Below are 23278 nucleotides of genomic sequence, written 5' to 3' on the forward strand. Positions count from 1 at the left end.
GGAGCCGCCCGTGCACGAACACCACGTCCGCGTCCACCGCAGCGACGAGGAGCTCCCGCGACACGGGCAGCTCGCCCACGCGATCGCCGAGGTCGCCGCCGATCCGGTCGAGATCGACGACGAGGTCGCCGAGATGGTGGTCAACCGGGTCATCGACAACGCCGCCGTCGCCACCGCGTCGCTCCTGCGCCGCCCGGTCGTCGCCGCCCGCGCGCAGGCTCTCGCGCACCCCGCCTCCATCGGCGGCCAGGGCTCGGTCGTCCTCGGCGTCGACCCGGCCCGCCGGGTCTCGCCCGAGTGGGCGGCCTGGGCCAACGGGGTCGCCGTGCGCGAGCTCGACTACCACGACACGTTCCTGGCGGCCGAGTACTCGCACCCGGGCGACAACATCCCTCCGCTGATCGCCGTCGCCCAGCACGCGGGCATCGGCGGGGCGCAGCTCGTCCGCGGCATCGTCACCGGATACGAGGTCCAGGTCGACCTGGTGCGCGCAATCAGCCTGCACCGGCACAAGATCGACCACGTCGCGCACCTCGGCCCCTCGGCCGCCGCCGGGATCGGCACGCTGCTCGGCCTCGACGTCGCGACGATCGAGCAGGCCGTCGCGCAGGCCCTGCACACGACGACCGCCACGCGGCAGTCGCGCAAGGGCGAGATCTCGAGCTGGAAGGCGTACGCGCCGGCCTTCGCGGGGAAGATGGCGATCGAGGCGGTCGACCGGGCGATGCGCGGCGAGACCAGCCCGTCGCCGATCTACGAGGGCGAGGACGGCGTCATCGCCTGGATGCTCGACGGCGCCGACGCGAGCTACGACGTCCCGCTGCCCGACCGCGGCGAGGCCAAGCGCGCGATCCTCGACACGTACACGAAGGAGCACTCGGCCGAGTACCAGGCGCAGGCGCTGATCGACCTCGCCCGCCGCCTGCACCGCACGCACCCCGAGGCCGCCGATCCCGAGCGCGTCGAGCGGATCGTCCTGCACACCTCGCACCACACGCACTTCGTGATCGGCTCGGGCGCGAACGACCCGCAGAAGTACGACCCGGCCGCGTCCCGCGAGACGCTGGACCACTCCGTGCCGTACATCTTCACGGTGGCGCTGCAGGACGGCGCCTGGCACCACGTGCACAGCTACGCCCCCGAGCGGGCCGCCCGCGCCGACACCATCGCGCTCTGGCACCGGGTCACGACGCAGGAGGACGCGGAGTGGACGCGCCGCTACCACTCCACCGATCCGGGCGAGAAGGCGTTCGGCGCCCGCGTCGAGATCCTGATGACGGACGGCACGACGATCGTCGACGAGATCGCGGTGGCGGACGCGCACCCGCTGGGCGCGCACCCGTTCAGCCGCGAGCAGTACGTGTCGAAGTTCCGCACGCTCGCCGCCGACGTGCTCGAGAAGTCCGAGATCGAGCGCTTCCTCGACCTCGCGCAGCGCCTGCCCGAGCTGACCCCGGAGGAGGTCGGCCGCCTCAGCGTGATCGCCGCTCCCGGCGTCCTCGCCTCGATCGAACCCCCGCGCGGCCTGTTCTGATCCCGCCGCGGGAGGGTCGTCCGCACGCACGGTGACGCGCGCACGGACGGCCTCCCGCGGCGGGGAGCGCCGTCGTCAGGCGGTCTGCTCGGCGACCCAGTCCTGGATCTCGGCGATGAAGCGCCGGCGCGAGAAGACCCGGCTCCGGGCCCGGAAGGCGTCGACGTCGAGCGCGAGCGCACGGCGCAGCAGGTCGCTCCAGTCGGGATCGCCCTCGAGGTCCGCGATGACGCCCCCGCCGGCGAGGGACACGCTCTCGCGCACTCCGCCGATGTCGGTCCCGATGACCGGCGTCCCGCAGGCCATCGCCTCGACGGGCATGATCCCGAAGTCCTCGACCGCGGGGAAGACGTACACGAGCGCCTGCGCGTAGAGCGCGCGGATCAGCTGGTCGGAGGGCGAGATGACGAAGGTCACGTCGGCCCGGATCTCCTCGGCGTAGGCGCGGAGCCGCGCCTCCCAGGGGCCGTGCCCGGCGATGACGACCGGCAGCCCGGTGCGGGCTCCGGCGTCCATGACCTTCTCGAGGCGCTTGTAGGGGACGAACCGCGAGGCGCCCAGGATGAACGGCCGGGCGAGCGAGTCGAGGAGGCGCAGCTCGTCGTCGTCGAGCGGGGAGCGCCAGTCGGTGATCGTCGAGAGCAGCTCGGTGTTCACCGGCGGGTAGATGACCCTCGACGGCTGGTGCCACGCGTCGCGCACCCGCTGCCCGGTGAAGAGGCTGTTCACCGCGATGGAGGAGGCCTCGGCGGCGCGGAGGCGGTCGATCGGCTTGAGGAGCAGGCTCGCGGTGCGGGCGGCGAGGCTGCTGCCGCGGCCGTCGCGGTCGGGCTCCCAGATGTAGCGGGCCGGGGTGTGCGCGTAGACGAGCTTGCGGGTCGGTCCGCTGGTGCGGACGTGGTGGGCGAAGAGGTGCGAGCTGACCAGCACCCACTCGCGGGAGGCGCCGACCGGGAGCCTCCACGTGGGCAGCATCGCCGGCAGAGCGAGGACCTTGTGGCGGCGCAGCGGCGTGCGCGCCAGCCAGGACTCCGAGACGGGCCTGCCGACGACCTCGGCGCAGTCGCTCCAGAGGACGCGGACGTCGGCGTCGGCGAAGGCCTCGGTCATCGCCTCGAGCACGCGCTCGGCGCCTCCGCGGCGCTCGACCCACTCGTGCACGATCAGGCCGGGACCGACCGGGGGGACGGATCGGGAACGGGTGGTCGCGTCGATGACGGCAGTGATGATGGGCCCCTTCCCCCGGGCGTGCGGTGAGGATCGGGCGGCCATCCGGAGACGGGAGCGGCTCCGAATGCTTATCCGTCGTCGGTGACCGATCAGCAGTGCAGTAGAAGCTAAGCGGCTCGTGGAGAAGGAATCGAAAGGCGAGTACGAGTCGTCGCAGAACGACGGGGAAAGAAGAGTCCGATGATCCGGATAAGCCGCGAGTGGAATGGCGAGGATCGTCTGGAGTTCGTCGCGGAGGTGCTATTCCCTCGGAGATCACAACGATGGAGAAGAGTCGCGGAGAAGAAGAAGTCACTCTTTCAGTGACGCCGTGCCGGAAGGATCAGGAGACGCCGATGCGCTGCAGGGTCTGCCACCGCCACTGGTCGCGGACGCCCTCGCGCACGGTGCGCACCGCCCGCCAGCCCAGCTCCCGCTCGGCGCGTGCCGGGTCGGCCCAGCTCGCGGCGAGGTCGCCCGGCCGGCGCCCCACGGCCCGCCACCGGACCGTCTCCCCGCTCGCCCGCTCGACCTCGTCGATCAGCTCGAGGACGCTCGTCGGCGAGCCCGTGCCGAGGTTGTAGACGCGGTGCCCGGGCCGCGCGCGCTCGAGCGCCGCGACGTGCCCGGCCGCGAGATCGCAGACGTGGATGTAGTCGCGCAGCCCCGTGCCGTCGGGGGTCGGGTAGTCGTCGCCGAGGACGTCGACGCACCGGGAGGGGTCGCCCGCGGCCCGCGTCAGCACGGGCAGGAGGCTCCCCGGCGCCGTGGCCGGATCCTCGCCGATCCGCCCCGACGGGTGCGCGCCGATGGGATTGAAGTAGCGGAGGCTGACCGCGCGCAGGAGGGGATCGGCGCGCGCGGCGTCGCCGAGGATCTCCTCGATGACGCGCTTGGTCGCGCCGTAGGGGCTCGCCGCGCTGAGCCCGGCGGGGGAGTCCTCCCCGACCGGCATCGCGCCGCCCGGGCTGTAGACGGCCGCCGAGCTCGAGAACACGACGGTGCGGATCCCCGCCTCCGCTGCGACCGAGAACGCCGCGGTGGCGAGCCCGACGTTGACCGTCCAGTACTCGACGGGCCGCCGCACCGAGTCGCCGACCGACTTGAGCCCGGCGAGCAGGACCAGGGCGTCGACCGGGCCGTGGGCGGCGAGGAAGCGGGTCAGTGCGGCCGTGTCGCGCGCGTCGGCGATCAGGCGGGGGACCACCGAGCCGGTCAGCTCCTCCACCGTGTCGAGGGTCCGCTCGCTCGCGTGCGAGAGGTCGTCCACGACCAGCACCTCGTGGCCGCTCTCGAGGAGCGCGACGGCGGTGTGGCTCCCGATGTAGCCCGCTCCGCCCACCAGAAGGACTCGCATGCGGGGGAGCCTAGATCGGCTCCCGCACGGCGTTGGCGCCGCTGTCGGGCCCGCGGATCCGTCGATCCGCGCCGCCGTCACCCGTGCGCGGGACGCCCTCTGCCGCGGTCGTAGCCCGCGATCGCTGCGGACTCGACGGCGAGCGCGACCAGCTTCTCGCCGACCGGGCGGGGCACCACTCCGAGCGCGGCGTCCGCGAATCCCGCGACCAGTGCCGTCCGCCGCTCGCTCCCGTCGCGGGCCAGGAGGCGCACGGCTGCGTCCCACGCGCCGGCTGCGGGCACCGCCTCCCGCACCTGCTCGGGGTGCAGCCGCTCGAAGGTGCGGCGGGCCGCCCCCGAGAGGAACGCGCGCCGGCTGCGGACCGCCGCCGAGACGGAGGCGCCGTGGTGCAGGGCCTCGGCGCCGGGCTCGATCCGCACCGGCACTCCCAGGCGGTGCAGCCGGTAGCCCCAGTCGACGTCCTCCCAGCCGTACTCGCGGTAGTCGGTGCTGTAGCCGCCGACCCGGTCGTACGTCGCCCGCGTCACCGAGACGTTGCCGCCCCAGTAGCGCCAGGAGGCGTCGGAACCCGCCGCGTAGGCGCCGCGGCGGAAGCGCTCGCCGGCGGGCCGGCCGTAGGCGCGGGAGTAGGCGGTGCCCGGGTCGACGTCGGGGCAGAGGCCGACGACGCCGATGACCGCGTCCCGGTGGGCCGCGACGTGCGCGGCGGCCCAGCCCGGGCCGGGCTCGAGGTCGTCGTCGCAGCGGATCAGCACGTCGCCCCGCGCGGCGTCGAAGCCGGCGGTGAGCGCGGCGGAGCGCCCCCGGTTCTCGGGGAGCACGACGCGGCGCACGGGCACGGGGGAGGCGTCGAGGGCGGGCTCGCTGGCATCGACGACGCCGTCGAGGACCACGACCACGTCGAGGTCGCGGTGGGTCTGAGCCGCGAGGGCGGCGAGGAGGCGGGGCAGGCGGGCCGCCCCCGCGTAGCTGGGGACGACGACGCTCGCGACACTCATCGGGACTCCTCGCCGCGCGGGCTGCTCTCGACCAGGAGCAGCTCCTCCAGCCCGCTCAGCACGCGCGCCAGGTCGTCGGCGATGGCGCCGGGATCGGTGGTGTGGAGGCGGGCGAGCCGGTCGGCCAGGCCGGAGAAGTCCTGCGGCTCGTCGTCGAGCGCGCGCCAGGTCGCGGCCACGCTCTCGCGCAGCGCGTAGGGGCTGCCCATCGGGGAGACGTCCAGCGGGAGCACCAGGACGCGCCCGTTCAGATCGACGGAGGCCGTGTCCGGGCGGCGCCGCCAGAGAAGGAGCCGGGGGTCCTCTGCCATCTTCTCCGCGTCCTCTCCGCTGATCACCGCCAGTGCGAGTAGAAATCCGCCAGCGCCTCTTATCGCGACGCCTCTCTCGCTATGTTTGCCGCCGACGCGCCAAGGGGTGCACGTCGAGCGACAGCACCGGAGGGCCGCCAATGTCGGAGTCTAATCCGCTCGCATCCAGCGATATCAGCGATAAGAGCGAGAAGAAGAGCGCGAATTCCGCGGGCGTCTTCGCACGGCGGACGGTCGTGGCCGGAGCGGTCTGGTCGGTGCCCGCGGTGATGCTGGCGCAGTCCGCCTCCGCTGTCTCGATCAGCTGCTTCCCGGTGGGGACGGTCTTCCAGGCGGTCGCCCGCGGACGCCTCCTCAGCGGCTTCCTCGGCGGCGTGAACCTCGACACCGTCGCCGGTGTCGCGGGCGTGACGGCGATCGCTCCCGACCAGGGCAATCCGGCCGTCGTGACCGGCGGCGTCAACGCCACGGTGCTGAACGGCATCGCCGTGAACGCGACCGGGCTGACCGGCACGCTCTCCTCCCTCCTCACGCTGGCGGCTCCCGCCGGCGTCGGCACCCTCAACCAGTACGCGGAGGCGAGCACCACCGGCACCGTCCGCGGAGCCTCCGGTGCGATCACCAATGCCGGCCAGCTGGCGCTGACCCCGACGTCGGGGAGCTACCCCGACTTCGGCACCGTCAACCTGCAGGCGATCCTCGCCGCCGTCGGCGGGCCTGGTCTGTCTGACCTCCTGACCAACGTTGCCGGGCTCACTCTGCAGATCGGCGCCGTCACCGGACGCGCAGCTCTTCAGTCGGCCTGCGTGCCCGGGTCGGACAACCTGCAGCGCGACTACCAGATCACCAGGCTGAACCTGGTGCTCACGTCGACGGCGCTGACAGCTCTCGTCACTCAAGTGACGACCGCCCTGACGACGATCGGCAATATCGGTCTTGTCACCGTCGACACCGCCGCCATCCTCGCGGGGAACCTGCCGGGTGGAGGTCAGCCGATCCAGGCGAGCCTCGGGACGACTCCGGCGACACTGACCATCGATCTCGCCTCCCTCCTCGGGCCGGCTCCCGGGCAGCCCGGGAACACGCAGTTCGGCTCCTACTCCGCCTTCCTCAACAACCTCCCGCCGAACTCGACGCTCCTCGTGGACAGCGGACTCGGCGTTCCGGCGGCGGCCCTGACCGCCTTCACGACGTCGCTGGTCACCGTGCTCACACAGCGGCTGCGCGAGAACATCAGGATCCTCGGGATCCCGCTGAACGGCGCTGGCGTGCTCGCCAGCGTCTTGACCCTGGTCCTGAACGTGCTGAACCCGCTGCTCGCGGCCCTGCCCGCTCTTGTCGGAGCCGTTGTCACCACCGCGATCACCCCGGTCTTCGCCGCGCTGCGGGACGTCATCCAGATCGACGTCAACGCGCAGAACCGCTCGACCAACCCGACCGGGCCCGCCGCCCTCGAGGCGCTCCCCGTCGGCCGCTACGACGTCGCGGCGCTCTACATCCGCGCGGTGGGGCTCGTGAACCTGCTCGACCTGTTCATCGCCCGCGGCTCCGTCGGGCCGAACGTCCGCACGGGCTAGCCGCGCTCGGCGCCGTCAGGCGCCGCGGACCACGAGGCCGTGCTCGACCATCGCGTCGAGCACGGCCTCGACGTGCGCCCGGGGGTCGCCCGCGGGCGGGACGCCGTGCTCGGCGACGACGGCCCCGGTCAGCGCGTCGACCGTCGCGGGCGTCCCGAGAGCACGCCACAGCACCGGGCCGATCCCGGTGAGCGTCTCGACCCGCTCGTCGAGGAGGCAGCTGACCACTCCGTCGCGCTCGACCCACTCGACGCCGGCGGCGCGCGCGAGCAGACCCGGGCCGGGCGCCGCCGCATCGGCCTCGGGCGCGTCGGCGACGACCGGCGACGCCTCCCCGAGGCGCTCCAGGAGCGGCAGCACCGTCTCCGCCTCGCGGTAGTGGAGCACCCGGGCCCCGCCGACGGAGTCGAGCAGCCCCGCGAGGTGGTGCAGCGCCGCGGGCAGCCGTGCGAAGTGGCTCAGCTCGGGCAGCAGCACCGAGAGCGCCTCGTCGAAGGCGATCGGCTCGAGCCGGGGCTCCGCCGGGCCGGACGGGTCGCGGGCGATCAGGAGCAGGGCGGCCAGGCGCAGCGGAGCGTCCGGCAGCGGCTGCAGGCCCATCGCGGCGGGGGAGCGGTGCCGCTTCCAGTCGCCGCCGTCGAGGAGGGCGACGGGCTTCCGGAACGGCAGCACCCGCCCGTCGCGGCGGACGGCGAGCGTCTCGTCGGTCACGTACCCGTACCGCCGAGCGGCGAGGCTCACGAGGGTCGACTTCCCGGCACCGGGCCGGCCGACGAACGCGACGACGCGGCCGTCGGTCAGGGCGACCGCCGAGGCGTGCACGCTGAGCAGCCGGCCCTCGCAGGCGTCGGCCGCCGCGAGGGTGAGCGCGGCGCCGATGTGCTCGGCGAGGGCGTCCTCGGTCGGCTGCGCGATCACTCCGGGCTCCCCGACCGGCTCGGTCAGCGACACCCGGTACTCGGAGCCCGGGCGATCGGCGTCGTCGTCCACGTCGTTCCACGACTCCTCCACCTCCGCCACGAAGCGGTCGGGGACGGTGTCGTCGAAGGTGAAGCGCACGCCGAGCCCGAAGGGGGCGCGGATCAGCCGGCGGGTCATGTCAGGTCCTGTCCGTCCGTCGGAGGTGGTCCCACGCGAGCGGAGCCGTGCGGGCGCCGCGTCGCAGCCGCCGCCACCAGCCGGCCGCCACGTCGATCCGGCGCGGGCCGATGGCGGGGTCGGCGGCGCGCAGGGCGTGGGGAGCGGGGAAGACGGCGCGGGCGAGGAGCAGCGGCCGCTGCCGCCAGCCGGCCGCGCGCACGGCCTGCACCCACCCCGCGGAGGCGTGGGGCGAGCTCGCGTTGATCCGCCACGCCCGCAGCTCGGCCGCGGGCACCTCCCCGGCGCGCGCGCGGATGCCGAGCGCATCGAGGAAGGGCTGCGCGGTCTGGACGGCGCCGAGCTCCTCCGCCGCCGCCCGGAGCGGAGCGTGCAGCTGCGCGCGGGCGGCCACCGCCTCGACGAGCAGGTCGTAGTCGGAGGGCCGCGTGAGGCGCGGGTCGGTGATCTGCCAGGCGTCGCGGAGCGCGTGCAGCGCCAGCACGAGCGCCGAGTCGGCGACGCTCGCGGTCGCCACCGGACGGCCGGCCAGCTCCACGATCCGGTGCCGGCTCCACAGCGCCTCGAAGGCGTCGCGCGGCGGCACGAGGAATCCCGGCCACCGCCAGTGCACGTCGATGTCGACCGGCCACGCGGCGTGCCGGTAGGAGCGCGAGTGCTTGGCCGCGAGCGTCGGTCCGTCCGGCCAGGGCCGCTCGGTCCAGCCGTCGGCGGCCAGGAGAGCCAGGATCCGGGGCAGGTCGTCGGGGGCGACCAGCAGGTCGACGTCGCCGGAGGCGCGGGGCGGCCGGAGCCGGTCGGCGGCGGCGGTCGGTCCCTTGAGCACGAGTGCGCGCAGGCCCGCCGCGTCGGCCCGCCGGTGGACGAACGCCGACACCAGCGGCACGGCCTCGTCGGCCCAGAGAACGCCCACGAGCTCCATCCGGTCAGTATTCCAGCGCTCCCGCGGCCCGCGGAGCCCGGCCGGGCCCGGTGGAGCCGGGCGCTCGTCTCGGTGAGGATGGGCGCGCGGGCCGCGGGGGCGCCGCGCGGAGGCGGCGGGGCGGCGGATGATCCACGGGGGAGCGGGCGGCGCCGGGCGGCCTCCGGTGGCGCTCGCGACCAACAACGGCGACATCGGCGGCGGCGAGGTGATGCTGCTGAGCATCGCGGAGGCGCTGGAGGCGCTCGAGGTCCCTGTCGTGGTCGTCGGCCCCTCGGAGCCGCGTGCGCTCGTCGCCGCCGCCCTCGCCGCCGGCCACCGGGTCGTCGAGCTCGAGGCCGCGGGCAGACCCGCCTGGATGCGCGCGCTGCGGCGCTGGGACGCCTCCTCCCGCGAGGGCGTGCTGTGGTGCAACGGTCTGGTGCCGGCCGTCGCGACGGCAGGGCGTCCGCGGCGGATCGTGCACCTGCACCAGCGCCCGTCAGGCCTGCAGCGGCTGCTCGCGCCCATCGCCCGCCGCGGCGCCCTGGCGACCCTCGTCCCCTCGCGCTACCTGGCGGGGATCGTCCCCGGGTCGACCGTGCTGCCGAACTGGAGCCGCCGCGTCGACCTGCCGGAGGCGCGGCCGCGGGAGGACGGGACGACCGTCCTCGGCTTCCTCGGGCGTCCCTCGCTCGCGAAGGGGGTGCGGGTCCTCACCGAGGCGCTGGCGCTGCTGGAGGCGGGGGAACCGGGCGCGTATCGCCTGGTGCTGGCGGGCGAGCCCCGGTTCGTGGCGGAGCGGGAGCGTCGCGAGGTGGAGGCGGCCCTCGCTCCGGTCGCCGCTCTGGTGGACCGGCCGGGGTGGATCGAGCCCGGCGACCTCTTCTCGCGGATCGACCTCCTGGTGGTGCCGTCGGTGCAGCCGGAGTCGTTCGGCCTGGTCGTGACGGAGGCGATGTCGGCCGGCGTCCCCGTGGTCGTGAGCGACGCCGGTGCGCTCCCCGAGGTCGTCGGCCCGTCGATCGGCGCCACGTTCCGAGCCGGGGATCCGAGGGCTCTGGCCGAGCTGATCAGAGCCCGGAAGAAGAGAGGACTATCGGAGTCGCGGGAGAGGGATCGTGCCCGCTGGAACGATTCCTACTCGCCGTCCTCCGGGAAGTCGGCTATCGACGGACTTCTGGCGCGGATGGCCCTCTCCGATGATTCCTGATCCTCCCGCCAGGAGACCGATCCGCTTTCCGGGGAATGCCGCGGGGAGCCTCTCCTCCTCCCTCGGGAAAGGACGACGATGACCCGCGAACCGGAAGTCCTCAGAGTGCTCGGACTGTTCCTCAAGCACCCGACCCTGCGCCTGGCTCCGGGCGAGCCCTTCGCCCGCGGGAGGCTGCCGTACCGGGCCGACCTCCTCCGGGACGACTCGACGCGGCTCCTCGTCCCCGGTCACGCGTCTCGGCCCGCGCACGTGAAGCTCCGCGACGTCGTGGAGCACCGCACGGGGCTGAACGTGGACACGCAGCTGCGCGCACTCCGGGCGGTCCGCTCGGCCGACGCGGTGCTCTGCGTGCTCGAGCCGGAGGCGGGCCTCCCCGCCCGGCTCCGGCGCGCGCGGCTCGGGCCGTACGGCCGCACGCCGCTCGTGGTCCTCTCCTGCTGGTGGGCGGAGGAGCTGCTCACCGGCTCGCCGGAGCGGCGCCGACAGGTGGTCCGGCTGCTCCAGGGCGTGGACCGGCTCGTCGTGCTCAGCGAGAACCAGCGCGAGGTCTTCGCCCGGCACGGCGTCGACGAGCGGCGGATCGCACCGGTGCTCTTCGGGGTCGACTCCGACTACTACCGGCCCGTTCCGCCGCGTCCGAAGCGGTTCGAGGTGCTCGCCGTCGGGGTCGACCGCGGGCGCGACTTCGACTCGCTGGTCGCCGCCGCCGAGCGCCTGCCGCACCGGCGGTTCGACATCGTGACCACTCCTGCACGGCGGCCGTCGCGAGTGCTGCCGGCCAACGTCGTCCTGCACGATCCTGTCCCGGTCGGCCGGCACCGCGACAACCTGCGCGACGCCGAGCTCGTCGTCGTCACCAGCCACGACCTCGCCTACCCGACGGGCCAGAGCGTCCTGCTGGAGGCCTCCGGCTGCGGGACCTGCACGGCGGTCACCGCGAGCGCCGCGATGACCGGCTACGTCCGCGACGGCGAGACGTCCTTCGCGCTGCCCCTGCACGACCCGGCGGGGATCGCGGCGGTGCTGGAGGCGGTGCTGAGCGACGACGGGAAGAGGGCCGAGGTCGCCAGCGCGGGCCGGGAGCGGGTGCTGGCCGAGCTGAACGCGCGGCACATGTGGGCGGGCGTCCGCGCGGTACTCCGCGACGCGGTCCGCGAGCGCGGCCGCGCCTGAGCGGCGGTCGGCCGGGGCCGCACCAGGCGAGCTCCGCCCCACCGGGAAGCGCCCGCCGACCAGGACCTGCGCGCCCCGGATCCGCGGATACGCGCCGGATCGGGTGGACGCGGGAGGCGCTACTCCGGCGGCAGAGCGCGGACGCGGGCGGACCGCTCCGCGAGCAGAGCGAGACCCGCGCCGACGACGACGAACGAGATCGGGGCGAAGAACACCTCGCCGAGCTGCGTCGCACACAGCAGCACCAGGATGCTCGCCGCGCCGACCGCGTGCCCCGGGCGGCTCCCGGCCCCGGCGGCCGTCGTCGCGAAGCCGGCCACGAGCACGGTGCCGACGACGCCGACGAGCAGCACGACGCCGCCCTCGGCCATCAGCGCCAGGTAGGAGTTGTGGAAGAACCAGTCGATCCCGTCGACCCGCGCGGTCGCCTCGCCGAGCCCGGAGCCGGTCCACGGCGAGAGCGCCACCTTGTCGACCGAGGCGTCGAGGATGCGGGCGCGCAGGGCGTCGGAGCCGGCCCGCTCCACCCCGTAGCCGCCGGCCGTCGCCAGGTTCCGCTCGGCCCAGAGGAACAGCAGGACGAGGCCGCCGCCGAGGAGCGCGTGGAAGAGCAGGCGCAGGTACGGCGCCGCGACGAGCCACACGAGCGCGCAGGCGTAGGCCGCCATCGACGTGCGGGAGTCGGTGGCGACGACCGCGGCGGCCCCGAGCGCGAGCACGCCGACCCGCAGCCACAGCCGCGAGCTGAGCGCCGAGACCAGCAGCGCCGCCGCTCCGTAGACGAGACCGGCCACGTTCTTGTCCTGCAGGTAGCCGGTCAGAGCGCCCTGGTAGCTGTCCGGGGCGAGTCCCGCGACGAACAGCACGGCGTTCAGCGACAGCGCCGCGGCGAGTCCTTTGAGCCCCGAGACCACGTCGATCCGCCCGCTCGCGAGGAAGCCCGCGGCGAGCATGACGAGCGCGATGTTCGCCGCCCGGCGCAGGGCGTCGAGGCCGTCGAAGGACGAGCCGGCGAGGACGAAGGCGAGCAGGGCGAGGCACAGCCACGGGTACCAGGCGGCCCGTCCGAGACGGCGGGTGGGCCGCCGGAAGAGGCTGACGAGGACCAGGGCGGCCAGCGCCGTCTGGGCCAGCGGGACGCTCCCCGGGAGGAAGGGGGTGGGGAGCCGGTAGACCAGGAGGCCCATCAGGACGGCATCGAGTATCCGAGCGGAATGTGCTATCGGAAAGGCCTCGTGAACGAGCGGGGAACGCCTCTCGACGACGCTCTCTCCCCCTGGCGCGGACATGTCGTCATCCTCGCAGAAAGGGCCTCCCGAGGGGTCGGGGACCGCCTAGGGAAAGGCGCTCCGCATTGCTAGCGTGACCGAAACCTCAGCATCGTCGTGCGGCGCATGCGCGGCACGCAGAAAGGTGCGCAGTGACTGTCGTCGATCTCATCGCATTCATCCGGCGGAACTGGCGGACCCTCGTGGGCGCCGTGCTCGTCGGAGCTCTGGCGATGGCCGCCTTCTCGTTCCTCACTCCGAAGGTCTACGAGTCGAGCTCGGCCGGATTCGTGATCGCCGCGAGCGACGGCAGCTCGGCCGATGCGATCAGCGGGTCGCAGACCGCGGTGACCCGGGCGAACGCCTACCTGCCGCTGATCTCGAGCAGCGCCGTCTCCGAGCGGATCGAGGCCGACCCGGAGGCGAACCCCGGCGGAGAGGCCCTGAGCGGCCGCCTCACCGCGAGGGTCGCTCCGGGCAGCACCCTGATCGAGGTCACCGCCGCGGCCGGGACCGCGCAGAACGCCGCAGCCCTGGCCAACGGGGCGCTCGCGGCGCTGGCGGCCGTCATCACCGACATCGAGACGCAGTCCACCGCCGACCGCACACCGCAGATCACCGTCGTCCCGCTCGAGAACGCGGAGCCGCCCGCCGCCCCGACGAGCCCCGACTGGGTGCGGAACATCCTGCTCGGCGCCCTGGGCGGCCTGGTGCTCGGCTTCGGTCTCGCCTTCCTCCGCCGGGCCCTCGACATCCGCGTGCGGACCGTCGACGACCTCACCGAGCTCTTCGGCGTCGGCGTCCTCGGGCGCATCCCCAAGGCCGGACGCCCGGGCCGGACCGGCGGCCGCCGCGGCACCGACGCGCTCACCGCGGAGGCGTTCCGCTCGCTCCGGACGGGCCTGCGCTTCTCCAGCGTCGACGAGGAGACGCGCAGCGTCGTGATCACCAGCGCCAACCAGGCCGAGGGCAAGTCCACGATCGCCGCCGGACTGGCCCGCGTCACCGCGGAGTCCGGGCAGCGCACCCTCCTGGTCGACGCGGACCTCCGCCGGCCCTCCGTGGCGCGGATGCTGGACATCGACGGCGCCATCGGCCTCAGCGAGGTCCTCAGCCACCAGATCCCTGTGGACGACGCGATCCGCCCCACCGGTACCGCGGGGCTCTACGCCCTCCCGGCCGGGCACATCCCGCCGAACCCGTCCGAGATGCTCGGCTCCGAGGCGATGCGCGCCCTGGTCGCGCGCCTCTCGAAGGACTACTTCGTCATCATCGACGCGCCGCCCGTGCTGCCCGTCACCGACGCCTCCATCGTCGCGACCGTCGTCGACGGCGTCGTCTTCGTCGTCGCCTCGAACCAGACGCACCGGCCCGAGGTGGTCGCCGCCCGGCGGATCGTCCAGCAGGTCCGCGCCCGCGTGCTCGGCACCGTGCTCAACATGGTCACCGCCCGTGACGGCGACACCGGGTACTACTACTACGACCGCAAGAACGCGTACTACGCCGAGCCGCAGCCGGCGACGGGGCGCAAGCGCGCGGCGGCGGCACCGCGCCGGTCCGAGCTCGCCCCGGTGGAGTCGCGGGCCCTGCCTCCGCAGACGTCCCGCCGGGCGGCTCGATGAGCGGGCGCCTGCTCCTGCTCTGCCATGCGAACGTGGCCCGGTCGCCCTCGGCCGAGCTGATCGCGGCGCGCCTGCTCGGCGCCGGCTCCGACTGGCGGGTCGAGAGCGCGGGAACGCACGCGGAGGCCGGCCGCGGGCTCGACCCCGAGCTCAGCGATGCGCTGCGGGCCCGCGGACTCTCCACGGCCGGGCACCGCGCGCGCCAGGCCGACGGCCGGATGCTCGCCGGCACCGATCCCGTGCTGGTGTTCGAGGCGGGCCAGCGGGAGTGGGTCACCCGCCACTTCCCGGCCGCCGCGCGCCGCACCACCACGGTCCGCCGGGCGGCGCGGCTGGCGGGAGCCGCCCCCGGCGTCCCGCTCCTGCGGCTGCTCGCCGACGACACCGCCCCCTACGGCGCCGAGGACGACTTCGCCGACCCGTTCGGGCGCGGACCGGACGTCGCCGCGGCGGCCGTCGAGGACATCGACGCCCTGCTCCGGGTGATCCTCCCCGCTCTCGGTGCTCTGCCCGTCGGCGCGGAGCCCCCGGCCGCCACCGTCCGGAGCACCCGCCGCTCGCTCCGCCGGGACCGCGCCGCCGAGACGGTCGCGAGGTGACCGCCGAGGGGGTGAGCGTCGTGATCCCGCACTACGGCGACCCCGCGCCCGCGCTCGCCCTCGTCGAGCGGCTCCGCAGCCAGGAGTCGCCCCCCGCCCTCGAGATCGTCGTCGTCGACGACGCCTCCCCGGTCCCGTTCCCGGCCGGGATCGACGGAGTGGAGGTCGTGCGGCGCGAGCGGAACGGCGGCTTCGGCGCCGCGGTGAACACGGGCGCCGCCCGGGCGCGCCACCCGCTGCTCCTGGTGCTCAACAGCGACCTCGTCGTCGGACCCTCCTTCCTCCGCGACCTGCTCGAGGCGGGACGGCCGTGGCTGCCCGCGGTCGTCGCTCCGGACCTCGTCGACGCGGGCGGGGAGCGGCAGTGGGTCGGCCGGCGCTTCCCGCGGCTGCGCCACTACGTCGTGGAGTGGCTCACTCCGCTCGCGCGCTGGCGCCCGCGGCTGCACGCCGCCGTCGGCCACGACACCCGGTGCGCCCCGGGCGCGACGGTGCCGGTGGACTGGGTGGTGGGCGCCGTGATGCTGCTGCCGGTGGCCGAGTTCCGCGCGGTCGGCGGGTTCGACGAGTCCTTCCACATGAACTGCGAGGAGGTCGACCTCCAGCGCCGGCTGCGCGAGCGCGGCGTGCCCTCGGTCTTCGCCGGCTCCGTCGTCGCCGAGCACACGGGAGGCGGCTCCTCCGACCCCGCGCGCCGGCTGATCTGGCTGGTCGCCTCGCGCCTGCGCTACGCCCGCAAGTGGGGCGGGCGCCCCGCCGCCCTCGCCGCGGCCCTGCGCGCCGCCTCCGCCGTGAACCTCGCCGCCAACGCGGTGCGTGCCGCCGCCGGCAGCGACGTGCGCCCGCTGGCCGTCCTCCGGCGCGAGCTCCGGCTCGTCGCCGCCGCCGAGGCGGCGTCCCGGTGAGCGGGCCCGTGCTCGTGGTGAGCCCGGTCTTCCACGGCTACTGGGAGGCGCTCGAATCGGCGCTGGCCCACCTGGGCGACGACGTGGTCGTCCACCGCTACGACGCCGCGACCGGGCTGGGCCACGTGCGCGACGCACTCGGCCACCGGCTCCCCGGGGGCCGGCTCCGGCGCTCGTCGATGCGCGCCGAGACCGACCGCGCGATCGCGGCGCTGCGGGCCGTCCGGCCCCGGGCCGTCCTCGTGGTGAAGGGCGACTCCCTCGGCGACGCCTGGTGGGAGGAGATCGGCCGCGCCGGCGTCCCCGTGGTGCTCTGGCTCTACGACGAGCTCCGCAACATGGGGCACCCCGTCGACCGTCTGCGCTCCCTCGCCGGGGAGGCGGTGTCGATCGTCAGCTACTCCGTCGCCGACGTCGCCGAGCTCGTCCGCGCGGGGGTTCCGGCCGGGCACCTGCCCGACGCCTTCGACTCCCTCCTCTCCTTCCGCCCCCGCCCCTCCTCCGCGGTGACCTTCGTCGGCGCCCGCTACCCCGAGCGCGAGCGCGTGCTGCGGGAGCTCGCGGCCGGCGGGGTCGCGGTCGAGGCGTACGGGCGGCAGTGGTCGCGCCATCCCTGGGACGTGGCGCGCACCGGCCGCTGGCGCTCGGCCGGCGTCCCCGCCCGCCGCGACGTCCCGCGGGCGGGCTACTACGGAGTGATGGCCGGCTCGACCGCGACCCTGGCGCTGCACGGCGCGGGCCACGGCGGGCTCTCGATGCGCGCCTTCGAGGCGCCGGGCGTCGGGGCGCTGACCCTGATCGACCGGCCCGAGGTGGCGGAGTTCTACGAGGTGGGCAGCGAGGTGCTCGTCTTCGAGGAGCGCGACCAGCTCGTCGAGCACGTGCGGCGGGCGGGCGCGGACCCCTCGTGGGCGCGGCGCATCCGCGAGGCGGGCGCGCGCCGCACCGGCGCCGAGCACACCTTCGTGCACCGGATGCGGGAGGTGAGGGCCCTGTGGCGCTGACGCACCCGACCGACCTGGAGGCCTGGCGCCGCTGGCAGCGCGGCCGCGACCCGCTGCGCACCGCCCGGGCGGCGCTGCGGGGCTCCGAGCCGACCCGCCTGGTGCTGCACGTGCGCGGCGACCGGCCCGCGGTCCTGCTCGCGGTGGAGGCGTCGACGGCGAGCGCCCTCGCCTCGACCGCGGCCTCGCTCGCTCCTCTCGGCGGGGCTCCCGCGGCGGTCCTCGCTCCCTCCGGAGCCGGCGACGCGCTGTCCGGGCTGCTGCCGGGCCGCTGGAGGGCGCACCCGGTCGACCCGGAGGCGGACCCGCCCGCCGAGCTGCGGGGCCTCCGCGCCGTGATCGCCACCGGCCACTTCCTCGCGGCGGGAGCGGCCGCCCACCGCTGGTCCGGAATCCTCGGCGCCCGCTTCCTGGTCGTGCAGCACGGCCTGCTCACCCCCTCCGCCCCGCCGCTCCCGCCCGGAGCGACGCTGCTGGCGTTCTCGGAGGAGGACGCGGCCTTCTGGACCTCCGGCCGCAGCGACGTGGAGACCGAGGTCGTCGGCAGCCAGCTGCTCTGGACCGCGTCGCGCCGCCCGCGCCCCGAGCGGCTCGAGGAGCGGCCCCTGTTCCTCGGCCAGCTGCACGGCGCGGAGCTGCCCCGGCGGACGGCCGCGGCCACCGCCTCCCGCTTCTGCCGCGAGGCGGGCGCCGACTACCGCCCCCACCCCGCCGAGGTCGACCGCCGCTCGCGCTGGCAGCACGCGCGGTGGGAGCGCCGCGGCATCCGGGTGCTCCGCGGCGGCGACCTCGCCGCGCAGGCCCGGCCGGTCGCCTCGATCTTCTCGACCGGGGTCCTCGAGGCCGCGGCCGCCGGGATCCCCGCGTGGGTCGTCTGCGAGGACCCGCCCGCCTGGGTGCTCGAGTTCTGGAGCCGGTACCGGCTCGCGCGCTGGGGCGGGGAGACGCCGACCGCGGCTCCGCCCGTCCCGTCCGTCGAGCCGGCCGTCGCCGTCGCCCGCCGGGCACTCGCCATCGCCGAAGGAGGCACCCCGTGACCGTTCTCTGCGTCATCCCCGTGCGCGGGGGCTCGAAGGGCGTCCCGCGCAAGAACGCCCGCCCCGTCGCGGGCCGCCCGCTGGTGGTCTGGAGCATCGAGCAGGCGCTCGCCGCCGGTCTCGACGTGCTCGTGTCGACCGACGACCCCGAGCTGGCCGCGATCGCGGAGGGGGCGGGAGCGGACGTGCCGTTCCTCCGGCCCGCCGAGCTGGCGCGCGACGAGACGGCGACCGAGCCCGTCGTGCTCCACGCGATCGAGCACCGGGCCGCGCTGGGGCGCCGCCCGGACGCGGTGATGCTCCTCCAGGCGACCTCGCCGATCCGGCTCCCGGGCACCCTCGCCCGCGCGCTCGAGCAGTTCGCCTCGACGGGGGTCGACTCGCTGGTGGGCGTCGTCCCGCAGACGCCGTTCCTCTGGCGGCTGCAGGAGGGCGCCTCCGTGCCGCAGTACGACGTCACGGCCCGGCCGCGGCGCCAGGACCTCGCCGAGGCCGACTTCTTCTACCGCGAGACCGGGTCCCTCTACCTCACCCGCACCGAGGTCTACGAGCGCGAGCGCAACCGGATCGGCGGCCGGGTCGGCCTGTTCGTCATGGACGAGGCGGAGGGCGGGGACATCGACACCGAGGCGGACCTCGCGGTGGTCGAGCAGACCCTCCTCGGCCTGTCGGCGGGAGGCGGCGCATGATCATCGACCGGCACCTCGCCCCGTTCATCGTCTTCGCCGAGGACCCGGTGCTCACCGCGCTGGCCAAGATCAACGCGAACAAGCAGCGGATCGTCTTCTGCGTCGACGGGCACGGGATCCTCCGCGGGTCGGTGTCCGACGGCGACTTCCGCCGCTGGATCATCGCGAACCCGACGGCCTCCCTCGACGTCCCGGCCCTCGCCGTCGCGAACACCGCCGTCCGCACGGCGGGAGCGGACGAGCCGGCCACCGCGATCGCCGCCCGGCTCGGCCGCGACGGGATCAGCCACCTCCCGCTCGTCGACGATCGCGGGCACCTCGTCGCGATCGCGGTCGAGGGCGACCGGGCGCTGCGGATCGGCCGCCACGAGGTGGGCGACGGCCACCCGGCCTTCCTGATCGCGGAGATCGGCAACAACCACAACGGCTCGGTCGATCTGGCGCGGCGGCTGGTCGACCTCGCGGTCGAGGCGGGCGCCGACGCGGTGAAGTTCCAGCTGCGCGACCTCGACTCCCTCTACCGGCGCGCCGGCGGGGCCACCGCGGGGGAGGACCTCGGCGCCCAGTACACGATCGACCTCCTGCGCCGCTTCTCGCTGCCCGCCGAGCCGCTCCTCCGGGTCTTCGACCACGCGGCCGAGGCCGGGATCGACGTCCTCTGCACCCCGTGGGACGCCCCGAGCGTGCAGGCCCTCGTCGACTACGGGATCCCGGGCCTCAAGATCGCCTCGGCGGACCTCACCAACCACGGCCTGATCGAGGACGCCGGCACCCGGGGGCTGCCCCTGCTGCTCAGCACCGGGATGTCCCGCGAGTCCGAGATCCTCGAGTCGGTCGCGCTGCTGCGCTCGCTCGGCACCTCCTTCGCCCTGCTGCACACCCAGTCGACGTACCCGGCGCCCTACCGCGACCTCAACCTCGCCTACCTCGACCGGCTCGCCGAGATCGGCGGCGGCGTCGTCGGCTACTCCGGCCACGAGCGGGGCTGGCACGTCCCCGTCGCCGCGGTCGCCCGCGGGGCCCGCATCGTCGAGAAGCACTTCACGGTCGACCGGGGGATGGAGGGCAACGACCACACGGTGTCCCTGCTCCCGGACGAGTTCCGCCGCATGGTCGGCGAGATCCGCGACATCGAGGACTCGCTCGGCACGCGCGACGCCCGATCGGTCTCGACGGGGGAGTCGATGAACCGCGTCTCGCTCGCGAAGTCGCTGGTCGCCTCCCGCGACCTGTCGATCGGGGACGTGGTGCGCGCCGCCGACGTCGTCGTCCGCAGCCCCGGCCGGGGCCTCCAGCCCAACGAGCTGCCGCAGCTGCTCGGCCGCGCCCTCCACCGCGACGTCGAGGAGGGCGGGTTCTTCTTCGCCGGCGACCTGCGCGAGAGCACGCCGTCCGGCCGGCCGTTCCGGTTCCGCCGCCCCTGGGGCCTGCCGGTGCGGTACCACGACCACGCGGCGCTCGCCGCGGAGTCGAACGCCGACTTCCTCGAGTTCCACTTCTCGTACCGCGACCTCGAGATCGAGCCGGACGACGTGTTCACCCGCCGCCTCGACTCCGGCTTCACCACCCACCTGCCGGACCTGTTCGCGGGCGACTTCCTCGTCGACCTCGCCTCCTTCGACGATGACGTGTGGGAGCGCTCGATCGCGGAGGTGCAGCGCACCGTCGAGACCACCCGGAGCCTCGCGCGCTGGTTCCGCCAGGAGGAGGACCCGATGATGGTCGTCACGATGGGCGGCTTCACCCGGCACGCGCACGTGGCTCCGGATCAGCGCGCTCCCCTCTACGAGCGCGTCGCCGACGCCGTCGAGCGGATCGACGCGAGCGGCGTCCGCGTGCTGGCGCAGACCCTCCCGCCCTACCCGTGGCTCATGGGCGGGCAGCAGTTCCACAACCTCTTCGTGGACCCGCGCGACACCGCCGAGTTCGCGGCCGCGACCGGCACGCCGCTCTGCCTCGACGCCTCGCACACCAAGCTCGCAGCGAACCACCTCGGGCTCGCCTTCTCGGAGGCGGTGACGCTGCTCGCTCCGCTCAGCGCGCACCTGCACCTCGTCGACGCGACGGGTGTCGACGGCGAGGGGGTGCAGATCGGCGAGGGCGAGATCGACTGGCCGGACTTCGCGGCGTCGCTCGACGAGCTGGCGCCCGGGGTGCCGTTCATCCCCGAGATCTGGCAGGGGCACGTGAACAGCGGCGAGGGCTTCTGGACCGCGCTCGAGCGGCTGGAGGAGTGGCTGTGACCCCGCTCGCGCTCTGGGCGGTGCCGGTCGGCGAGTTCGGCGGGGTGGCCCGCCACGTCCTCGACGCCGCCCGGCACGGGATCCCCGGCCACCGCCTCGTCGTGCTCTGCCCGGAGGGAGCACTCGCCGAGCGGCTGCGGGAGCAGGGCTCGGCCGTGACGACCGGGCGCTTCGGAGCGTCCGCCGGCGCCGCCGCCTCCGTGGCGACCCTGCGCGCGACCGCGGCGGCTCTCCGCCCGGCGGTCGTCCACTCCCACCTCGCCCACGCCGACCTCGTGACCGCGGCGACCCCGCTGCCCCGCGGGGTCCGCCGCGTCACGACGGAGCACGGCATCGCCGGGCCCGACGTCTACCACCGCACCGCACTGCGGGCGCGGACGACCGCGGCGGCGCACCACGCGCGGCTGCGGTCGTTCCACGGCGCGATCGCCGTCTCGGAGGCCACCCGCCGCACCATGATCGAGAAGTGGCGGCCGAGCCTGCCGGTGCAGGTCGTGCTGAACGGAGTCGACGCCGCGCCCCGCGACCGCGAGCCGGGGGAGCCCGGGTCGCTCCGGGTCCTCTCGCTCGCGCGCCTGGCGCCGGAGAAGCGCCTGGACGCGCTGCTCGAGGCCTTCGCGGTGCTGCGCCGGCGCGTCCCCGGCGCCACGCTGACCGTCGCCGGCGAGGGTCCGCTCGACGGCACCCTGCGCGCCCGGGCCGAGCGGCTCGGCCTCGGCGACGCCGTGTCGTTCCCCGGCTTCGCCGATCCGGAGGCGGCGCTCGCCGCGGCGGACGTCGTCGCCCAGCTCTCGGTCTGGGAGAACTGCTCCTACACGCTGCTCGACGCGGCCGCCCGCGGGATCGGCGTGGTCGCCTCCGCGGTGGGCGGGAACCCCGAGATCGTCGAGCGGGACTCGCTGGTCGACGCCGACGACCCGGAGGCGGTGGCCGCGGCGCTGGAGCGGCAGGCGTCGAGGGCCGCGGCTCCTCGCGCCGTGCGGGACGTCGCCGCCATGTGCGGCGGGATCGCCGCCGTGTACGAGGGGGTGGCGGCGTGAGCGGCGGGTCCCTGCGGCCGGGGCTGCGCACCCTCCTCTCGCTGGCCGGCGCCGCCTCTCCGGGCTGGATCACCGCCGCCGTCGCGGGCTCCCTCGCGCTCGCGGTCCTCGACACCCTGGGCGTCGCCGCGATGGTGCCGCTCATGGCGCTGCTCACCGGGACCGACACCACCACGGGCGCGCTCGGCGTCCTCTCCGGCGTCCTCGGCTCGACGGACGTCCAGACCCTCCTCCCGATCATCGCCGGCTTCGTCGCGGTCGTCTTCGTGCTCAAGAGCGCCGGGACGATCGTCTTCCGGTGGTGGCTGCTCGGCCGCACCACGCGGATATCGGCCGACGCTGCGACGGAGCTGCTCCGGCGGTACGTCCTCGCGCCCTACGCCGTCCACCGCTCCCGGCGCCTCGCCGAGGTGTACCGGACCATCAACGACGCCAGCGCGCAGGCGGCCGGCGTGCTGCTCGGCGTGATCGGCATCGCCTCCGACCTGCTGGTGCTCGTCGCGATCGTGGCGATCCTGCTGGTCGCCTCGCCGGTCGCGACCCTGTTCGCGGCCGTCTTCTTCGCGGTGCTGCTCGGCGGCGTCCAGGCGCTCCTGCGGCGGCGGCAGGGCCGGATCGGCGAGGAGATGGCGGAGGCGGCGCTGGAGTCGTGGCAGTTCCTGCTCCCCTCGCTCGACGGGTTCCGCGAGGCGCGCCTCACGTCGAGCGCGGCGAGCCTGGTCGCCGGCTTCAGCGGGGCCAAGCGCCGCAGCGCCCAGGCTCTGCGCTCCCTCTCGCTCGTCTCGGAGCTGCCGAAGTACCTGCTCGAGATCGGCTTCGTCGTCGCCGTCGTGGGCGTCTCGGGGATCCTCGTCGCCACCGGCTCCGGCGCCGAGGCGCTCTCCGTCCTGGGCGTCTTCGCGGCCGCCTCCCTCCGCGCCCTGCCGACCCTCAACCGCGTCTCGGCCACCTTCGCGATCGTGCGCAGCGGGCAGGCGGGCCTGCGGATCGTCTCCGAGGCGGCCGAGGAGCTCGCCTCCGAGGGGGCGCACGACGAGACGCCCGGGCCGGGCGGCCGCTACTCCGGCGACATCGCGCTCGAGCACGTCACCTACCGCTACGCCGACTCCGACGTGGACGTCGTGCGGGACGTCTCCCTGGTGATCCAGCGGAACGCCACGACCGCCTTCGTCGGATCCAGCGGCGCCGGCAAGAGCACCCTCCTCGACCTGGTCCTCGGCCTGCTCCCGCCCACGAGCGGCCGGATCCTCTGCGGCGGGCGGCCGATCGACGAGGATCCGGCGGCCTGGTACGCGGGGCTCGGCGTGGTGCCGCAGGACGTGTTCCTCCTGGACGCGACCGTCGCCGCGAACGTCGCCTTCGGGGTGCCGGCGGCCGAGGTCGACCACGGGCGCGTGCGCGAGGTGCTGCGGACGGCGCAGCTCGAGGAGTTCGTCGGCGGGCTGCCGCAGGGTCTGGACACCCGCGTGGGCGAGCGCGGCGTCCGCCTCTCCG

General features: G+C 75.0%; 20 protein-coding genes. 13 read left to right on the forward strand and 7 right to left on the reverse strand.

What is annotated here, in order from left to right; genetic code table 11:
- Positions 1-10: 10 nt before the first annotated feature.
- On the forward strand, positions 11-1534 hold the full coding sequence (locus C5C99_RS13235; RefSeq protein ID WP_104340221.1) for an MmgE/PrpD family protein: 1524 nt from the start codon (positions 11-13) through the stop codon (positions 1532-1534).
- Between the two features lie 75 nt (positions 1535-1609).
- On the opposite strand, the gene C5C99_RS13240 is transcribed toward C5C99_RS13235, so the two are convergent.
- The 4 genes from C5C99_RS13240 to C5C99_RS13255 all read right to left on the reverse strand — a co-directional run bounded on the left by C5C99_RS13240 (position 1610) and on the right by C5C99_RS13255 (position 5412).
- A complete protein-coding gene (locus C5C99_RS13240) occupies positions 1610-2806 on the reverse strand; it encodes a glycosyltransferase (RefSeq protein ID WP_104227213.1) in 1197 nt (398 codons plus the stop codon).
- A gap of 280 nt (positions 2807-3086) precedes the next feature.
- The gene (gene galE / locus C5C99_RS13245) at positions 3087-4100 is read right to left on the reverse strand and encodes a UDP-glucose 4-epimerase GalE (protein ID WP_104263347.1); all 1014 of its coding nucleotides are present in this window, start codon (positions 4098-4100) and stop codon (positions 3087-3089) included.
- Positions 4101-4177: 77 nt separating this feature from the next.
- Positions 4178-5101, reverse strand: a complete 924-nt coding sequence (locus C5C99_RS13250) for a glycosyltransferase (protein ID WP_104309963.1) — start codon at positions 5099-5101, stop codon at positions 4178-4180.
- Positions 5098-5412 carry a hypothetical protein gene (locus C5C99_RS13255; protein ID WP_104309962.1) on the reverse strand — a complete coding sequence of 105 codons (315 nt, stop codon included), beginning with the start codon at positions 5410-5412 and terminating at the stop codon, positions 5098-5100. The genes C5C99_RS13250 and C5C99_RS13255 overlap by 4 nt, the downstream gene beginning before the upstream one ends.
- 140 nt (positions 5413-5552) lie before the next feature.
- Here C5C99_RS13255 and C5C99_RS13260 point away from each other — a divergent pair, with 140 nt between their 5' ends.
- Entirely contained in the window at positions 5553-6989 is a 1437-nt protein-coding gene (locus tag C5C99_RS13260) for a choice-of-anchor G family protein (protein ID WP_146085513.1), read from the forward strand.
- 15 nt (positions 6990-7004) lie between these two features.
- Here the strand turns inward: C5C99_RS13260 and C5C99_RS13265 are convergent, their stop codons facing one another.
- Together C5C99_RS13265 and C5C99_RS17190 are read right to left on the reverse strand one after the other, a co-directional pair.
- Positions 7005-8087 carry a PqqD family protein gene (locus C5C99_RS13265; protein ID WP_104340223.1) on the reverse strand — a complete coding sequence of 361 codons (1083 nt, stop codon included), beginning with the start codon at positions 8085-8087 and terminating at the stop codon, positions 7005-7007.
- Position 8088: 1 nt separating this feature from the next.
- The gene (locus tag C5C99_RS17190) at positions 8089-9009 is read right to left on the reverse strand and encodes a nucleotidyltransferase family protein (RefSeq protein ID WP_104309960.1); all 921 of its coding nucleotides are present in this window, start codon (positions 9007-9009) and stop codon (positions 8089-8091) included.
- Between the two features lie 127 nt (positions 9010-9136).
- Here C5C99_RS17190 and C5C99_RS13275 point away from each other — a divergent pair, with 127 nt between their 5' ends.
- Together C5C99_RS13275 and C5C99_RS13280 are read left to right on the forward strand one after the other, a co-directional pair.
- A complete protein-coding gene (locus C5C99_RS13275; protein WP_104224550.1) occupies positions 9137-10201 on the forward strand; it encodes a glycosyltransferase family 4 protein in 1065 nt (354 codons plus the stop codon).
- A gap of 78 nt (positions 10202-10279) precedes the next feature.
- Complete coding sequence (locus C5C99_RS13280; RefSeq protein WP_104340225.1) at positions 10280-11377, forward strand: glycosyltransferase family 4 protein; 1098 nt, start codon at positions 10280-10282, stop codon at positions 11375-11377.
- Between the two features lie 119 nt (positions 11378-11496).
- Here the strand turns inward: C5C99_RS13280 and C5C99_RS13285 are convergent, their stop codons facing one another.
- Positions 11497-12564: an O-antigen ligase family protein gene (locus C5C99_RS13285; RefSeq protein ID WP_104340226.1), complete on the reverse strand. Its 1068-nt coding sequence runs from the start codon at positions 12562-12564 to the stop codon at positions 11497-11499.
- Between the two features lie 233 nt (positions 12565-12797).
- Between C5C99_RS13285 and C5C99_RS13290 the strand changes: the two genes are divergently transcribed.
- The 9 genes from C5C99_RS13290 to C5C99_RS13330 all read left to right on the forward strand — a co-directional run.
- Positions 12798-14267: a polysaccharide biosynthesis tyrosine autokinase gene (locus C5C99_RS13290; protein WP_104247947.1), complete on the forward strand. Its 1470-nt coding sequence runs from the start codon at positions 12798-12800 to the stop codon at positions 14265-14267.
- Positions 14264-14866 carry a hypothetical protein gene (locus C5C99_RS13295; protein WP_104227202.1) on the forward strand — a complete coding sequence of 201 codons (603 nt, stop codon included), beginning with the start codon at positions 14264-14266 and terminating at the stop codon, positions 14864-14866. Before C5C99_RS13290 ends, C5C99_RS13295 begins: the two co-directional genes overlap by 4 nt.
- The gene (locus C5C99_RS13300) at positions 14863-15771 is read left to right on the forward strand and encodes a glycosyltransferase family 2 protein (RefSeq protein ID WP_104297711.1); all 909 of its coding nucleotides are present in this window, start codon (positions 14863-14865) and stop codon (positions 15769-15771) included. The genes C5C99_RS13295 and C5C99_RS13300 overlap by 4 nt, the downstream gene beginning before the upstream one ends.
- On the forward strand, positions 15768-16775 hold the full coding sequence (locus tag C5C99_RS13305; RefSeq protein ID WP_104263340.1) for a glycosyltransferase: 1008 nt from the start codon (positions 15768-15770) through the stop codon (positions 16773-16775). Before C5C99_RS13300 ends, C5C99_RS13305 begins: the two co-directional genes overlap by 4 nt.
- Entirely contained in the window at positions 16766-17812 is a 1047-nt protein-coding gene (locus C5C99_RS13310; protein WP_104273572.1) for a hypothetical protein, read from the forward strand. Before C5C99_RS13305 ends, C5C99_RS13310 begins: the two co-directional genes overlap by 10 nt.
- Positions 17809-18501 (forward strand): cytidylyltransferase domain-containing protein, encoded by a 693-nt coding sequence (locus C5C99_RS13315; protein ID WP_104273571.1) that lies wholly within the window; start codon positions 17809-17811, stop codon positions 18499-18501. The genes C5C99_RS13310 and C5C99_RS13315 overlap by 4 nt, the downstream gene beginning before the upstream one ends.
- Positions 18498-20744, forward strand: a complete 2247-nt coding sequence (locus C5C99_RS13320) for an N-acetylneuraminate synthase family protein (protein ID WP_104340227.1) — start codon at positions 18498-18500, stop codon at positions 20742-20744. Before C5C99_RS13315 ends, C5C99_RS13320 begins: the two co-directional genes overlap by 4 nt.
- Positions 20741-21784, forward strand: a complete 1044-nt coding sequence (locus C5C99_RS13325) for a glycosyltransferase family 4 protein (protein WP_104340228.1) — start codon at positions 20741-20743, stop codon at positions 21782-21784. The genes C5C99_RS13320 and C5C99_RS13325 overlap by 4 nt, the downstream gene beginning before the upstream one ends.
- The coding region (locus tag C5C99_RS13330; protein WP_146085514.1) for an ABC transporter ATP-binding protein at positions 21781-23278 on the forward strand (1498 nt) is incomplete at its 3' end. The genes C5C99_RS13325 and C5C99_RS13330, both read left to right, overlap by 4 nt.

The sequence above is a fragment of the Rathayibacter sp. AY1C4 genome (assembly GCF_002932195.1).
Lineage (GTDB): Bacteria > Actinomycetota > Actinomycetes > Actinomycetales > Microbacteriaceae > Rathayibacter.

What these genes read in the sequence shown, in the direction of transcription:
- C5C99_RS13295 (WP_104227202.1), top strand. Translation starts at nt 14,264, where the DNA reads ATGAGCGGGCGCCTGCTCCTGCTCTGCCATGCGAACGTGGCCCGGTCG.
- C5C99_RS13250 (WP_104309963.1), bottom strand. Translation starts at nt 5,101, where the DNA reads ATGAGTGTCGCGAGCGTCGTCGTCCCCAGCTACGCGGGGGCGGCCCGC.
- galE (WP_104263347.1), bottom strand. Translation starts at nt 4,100, where the DNA reads ATGCGAGTCCTTCTGGTGGGCGGAGCGGGCTACATCGGGAGCCACACC.
- C5C99_RS13255 (WP_104309962.1), bottom strand. Translation starts at nt 5,412, where the DNA reads ATGGCAGAGGACCCCCGGCTCCTTCTCTGGCGGCGCCGCCCGGACACG.
- C5C99_RS13320 (WP_104340227.1), top strand. Translation starts at nt 18,498, where the DNA reads ATGATCATCGACCGGCACCTCGCCCCGTTCATCGTCTTCGCCGAGGAC.
- C5C99_RS13275 (WP_104224550.1), top strand. Translation starts at nt 9,137, where the DNA reads ATGATCCACGGGGGAGCGGGCGGCGCCGGGCGGCCTCCGGTGGCGCTC.
- C5C99_RS13240 (WP_104227213.1), bottom strand. Translation starts at nt 2,806, where the DNA reads ATGGCCGCCCGATCCTCACCGCACGCCCGGGGGAAGGGGCCCATCATC.
- C5C99_RS13280 (WP_104340225.1), top strand. Translation starts at nt 10,280, where the DNA reads ATGACCCGCGAACCGGAAGTCCTCAGAGTGCTCGGACTGTTCCTCAAG.
- C5C99_RS13265 (WP_104340223.1), bottom strand. Translation starts at nt 8,087, where the DNA reads ATGACCCGCCGGCTGATCCGCGCCCCCTTCGGGCTCGGCGTGCGCTTC.
- C5C99_RS17190 (WP_104309960.1), bottom strand. Translation starts at nt 9,009, where the DNA reads ATGGAGCTCGTGGGCGTTCTCTGGGCCGACGAGGCCGTGCCGCTGGTG.
- C5C99_RS13285 (WP_104340226.1), bottom strand. Translation starts at nt 12,564, where the DNA reads ATGGGCCTCCTGGTCTACCGGCTCCCCACCCCCTTCCTCCCGGGGAGC.
- C5C99_RS13260 (WP_146085513.1), top strand. Translation starts at nt 5,553, where the DNA reads ATGTCGGAGTCTAATCCGCTCGCATCCAGCGATATCAGCGATAAGAGC.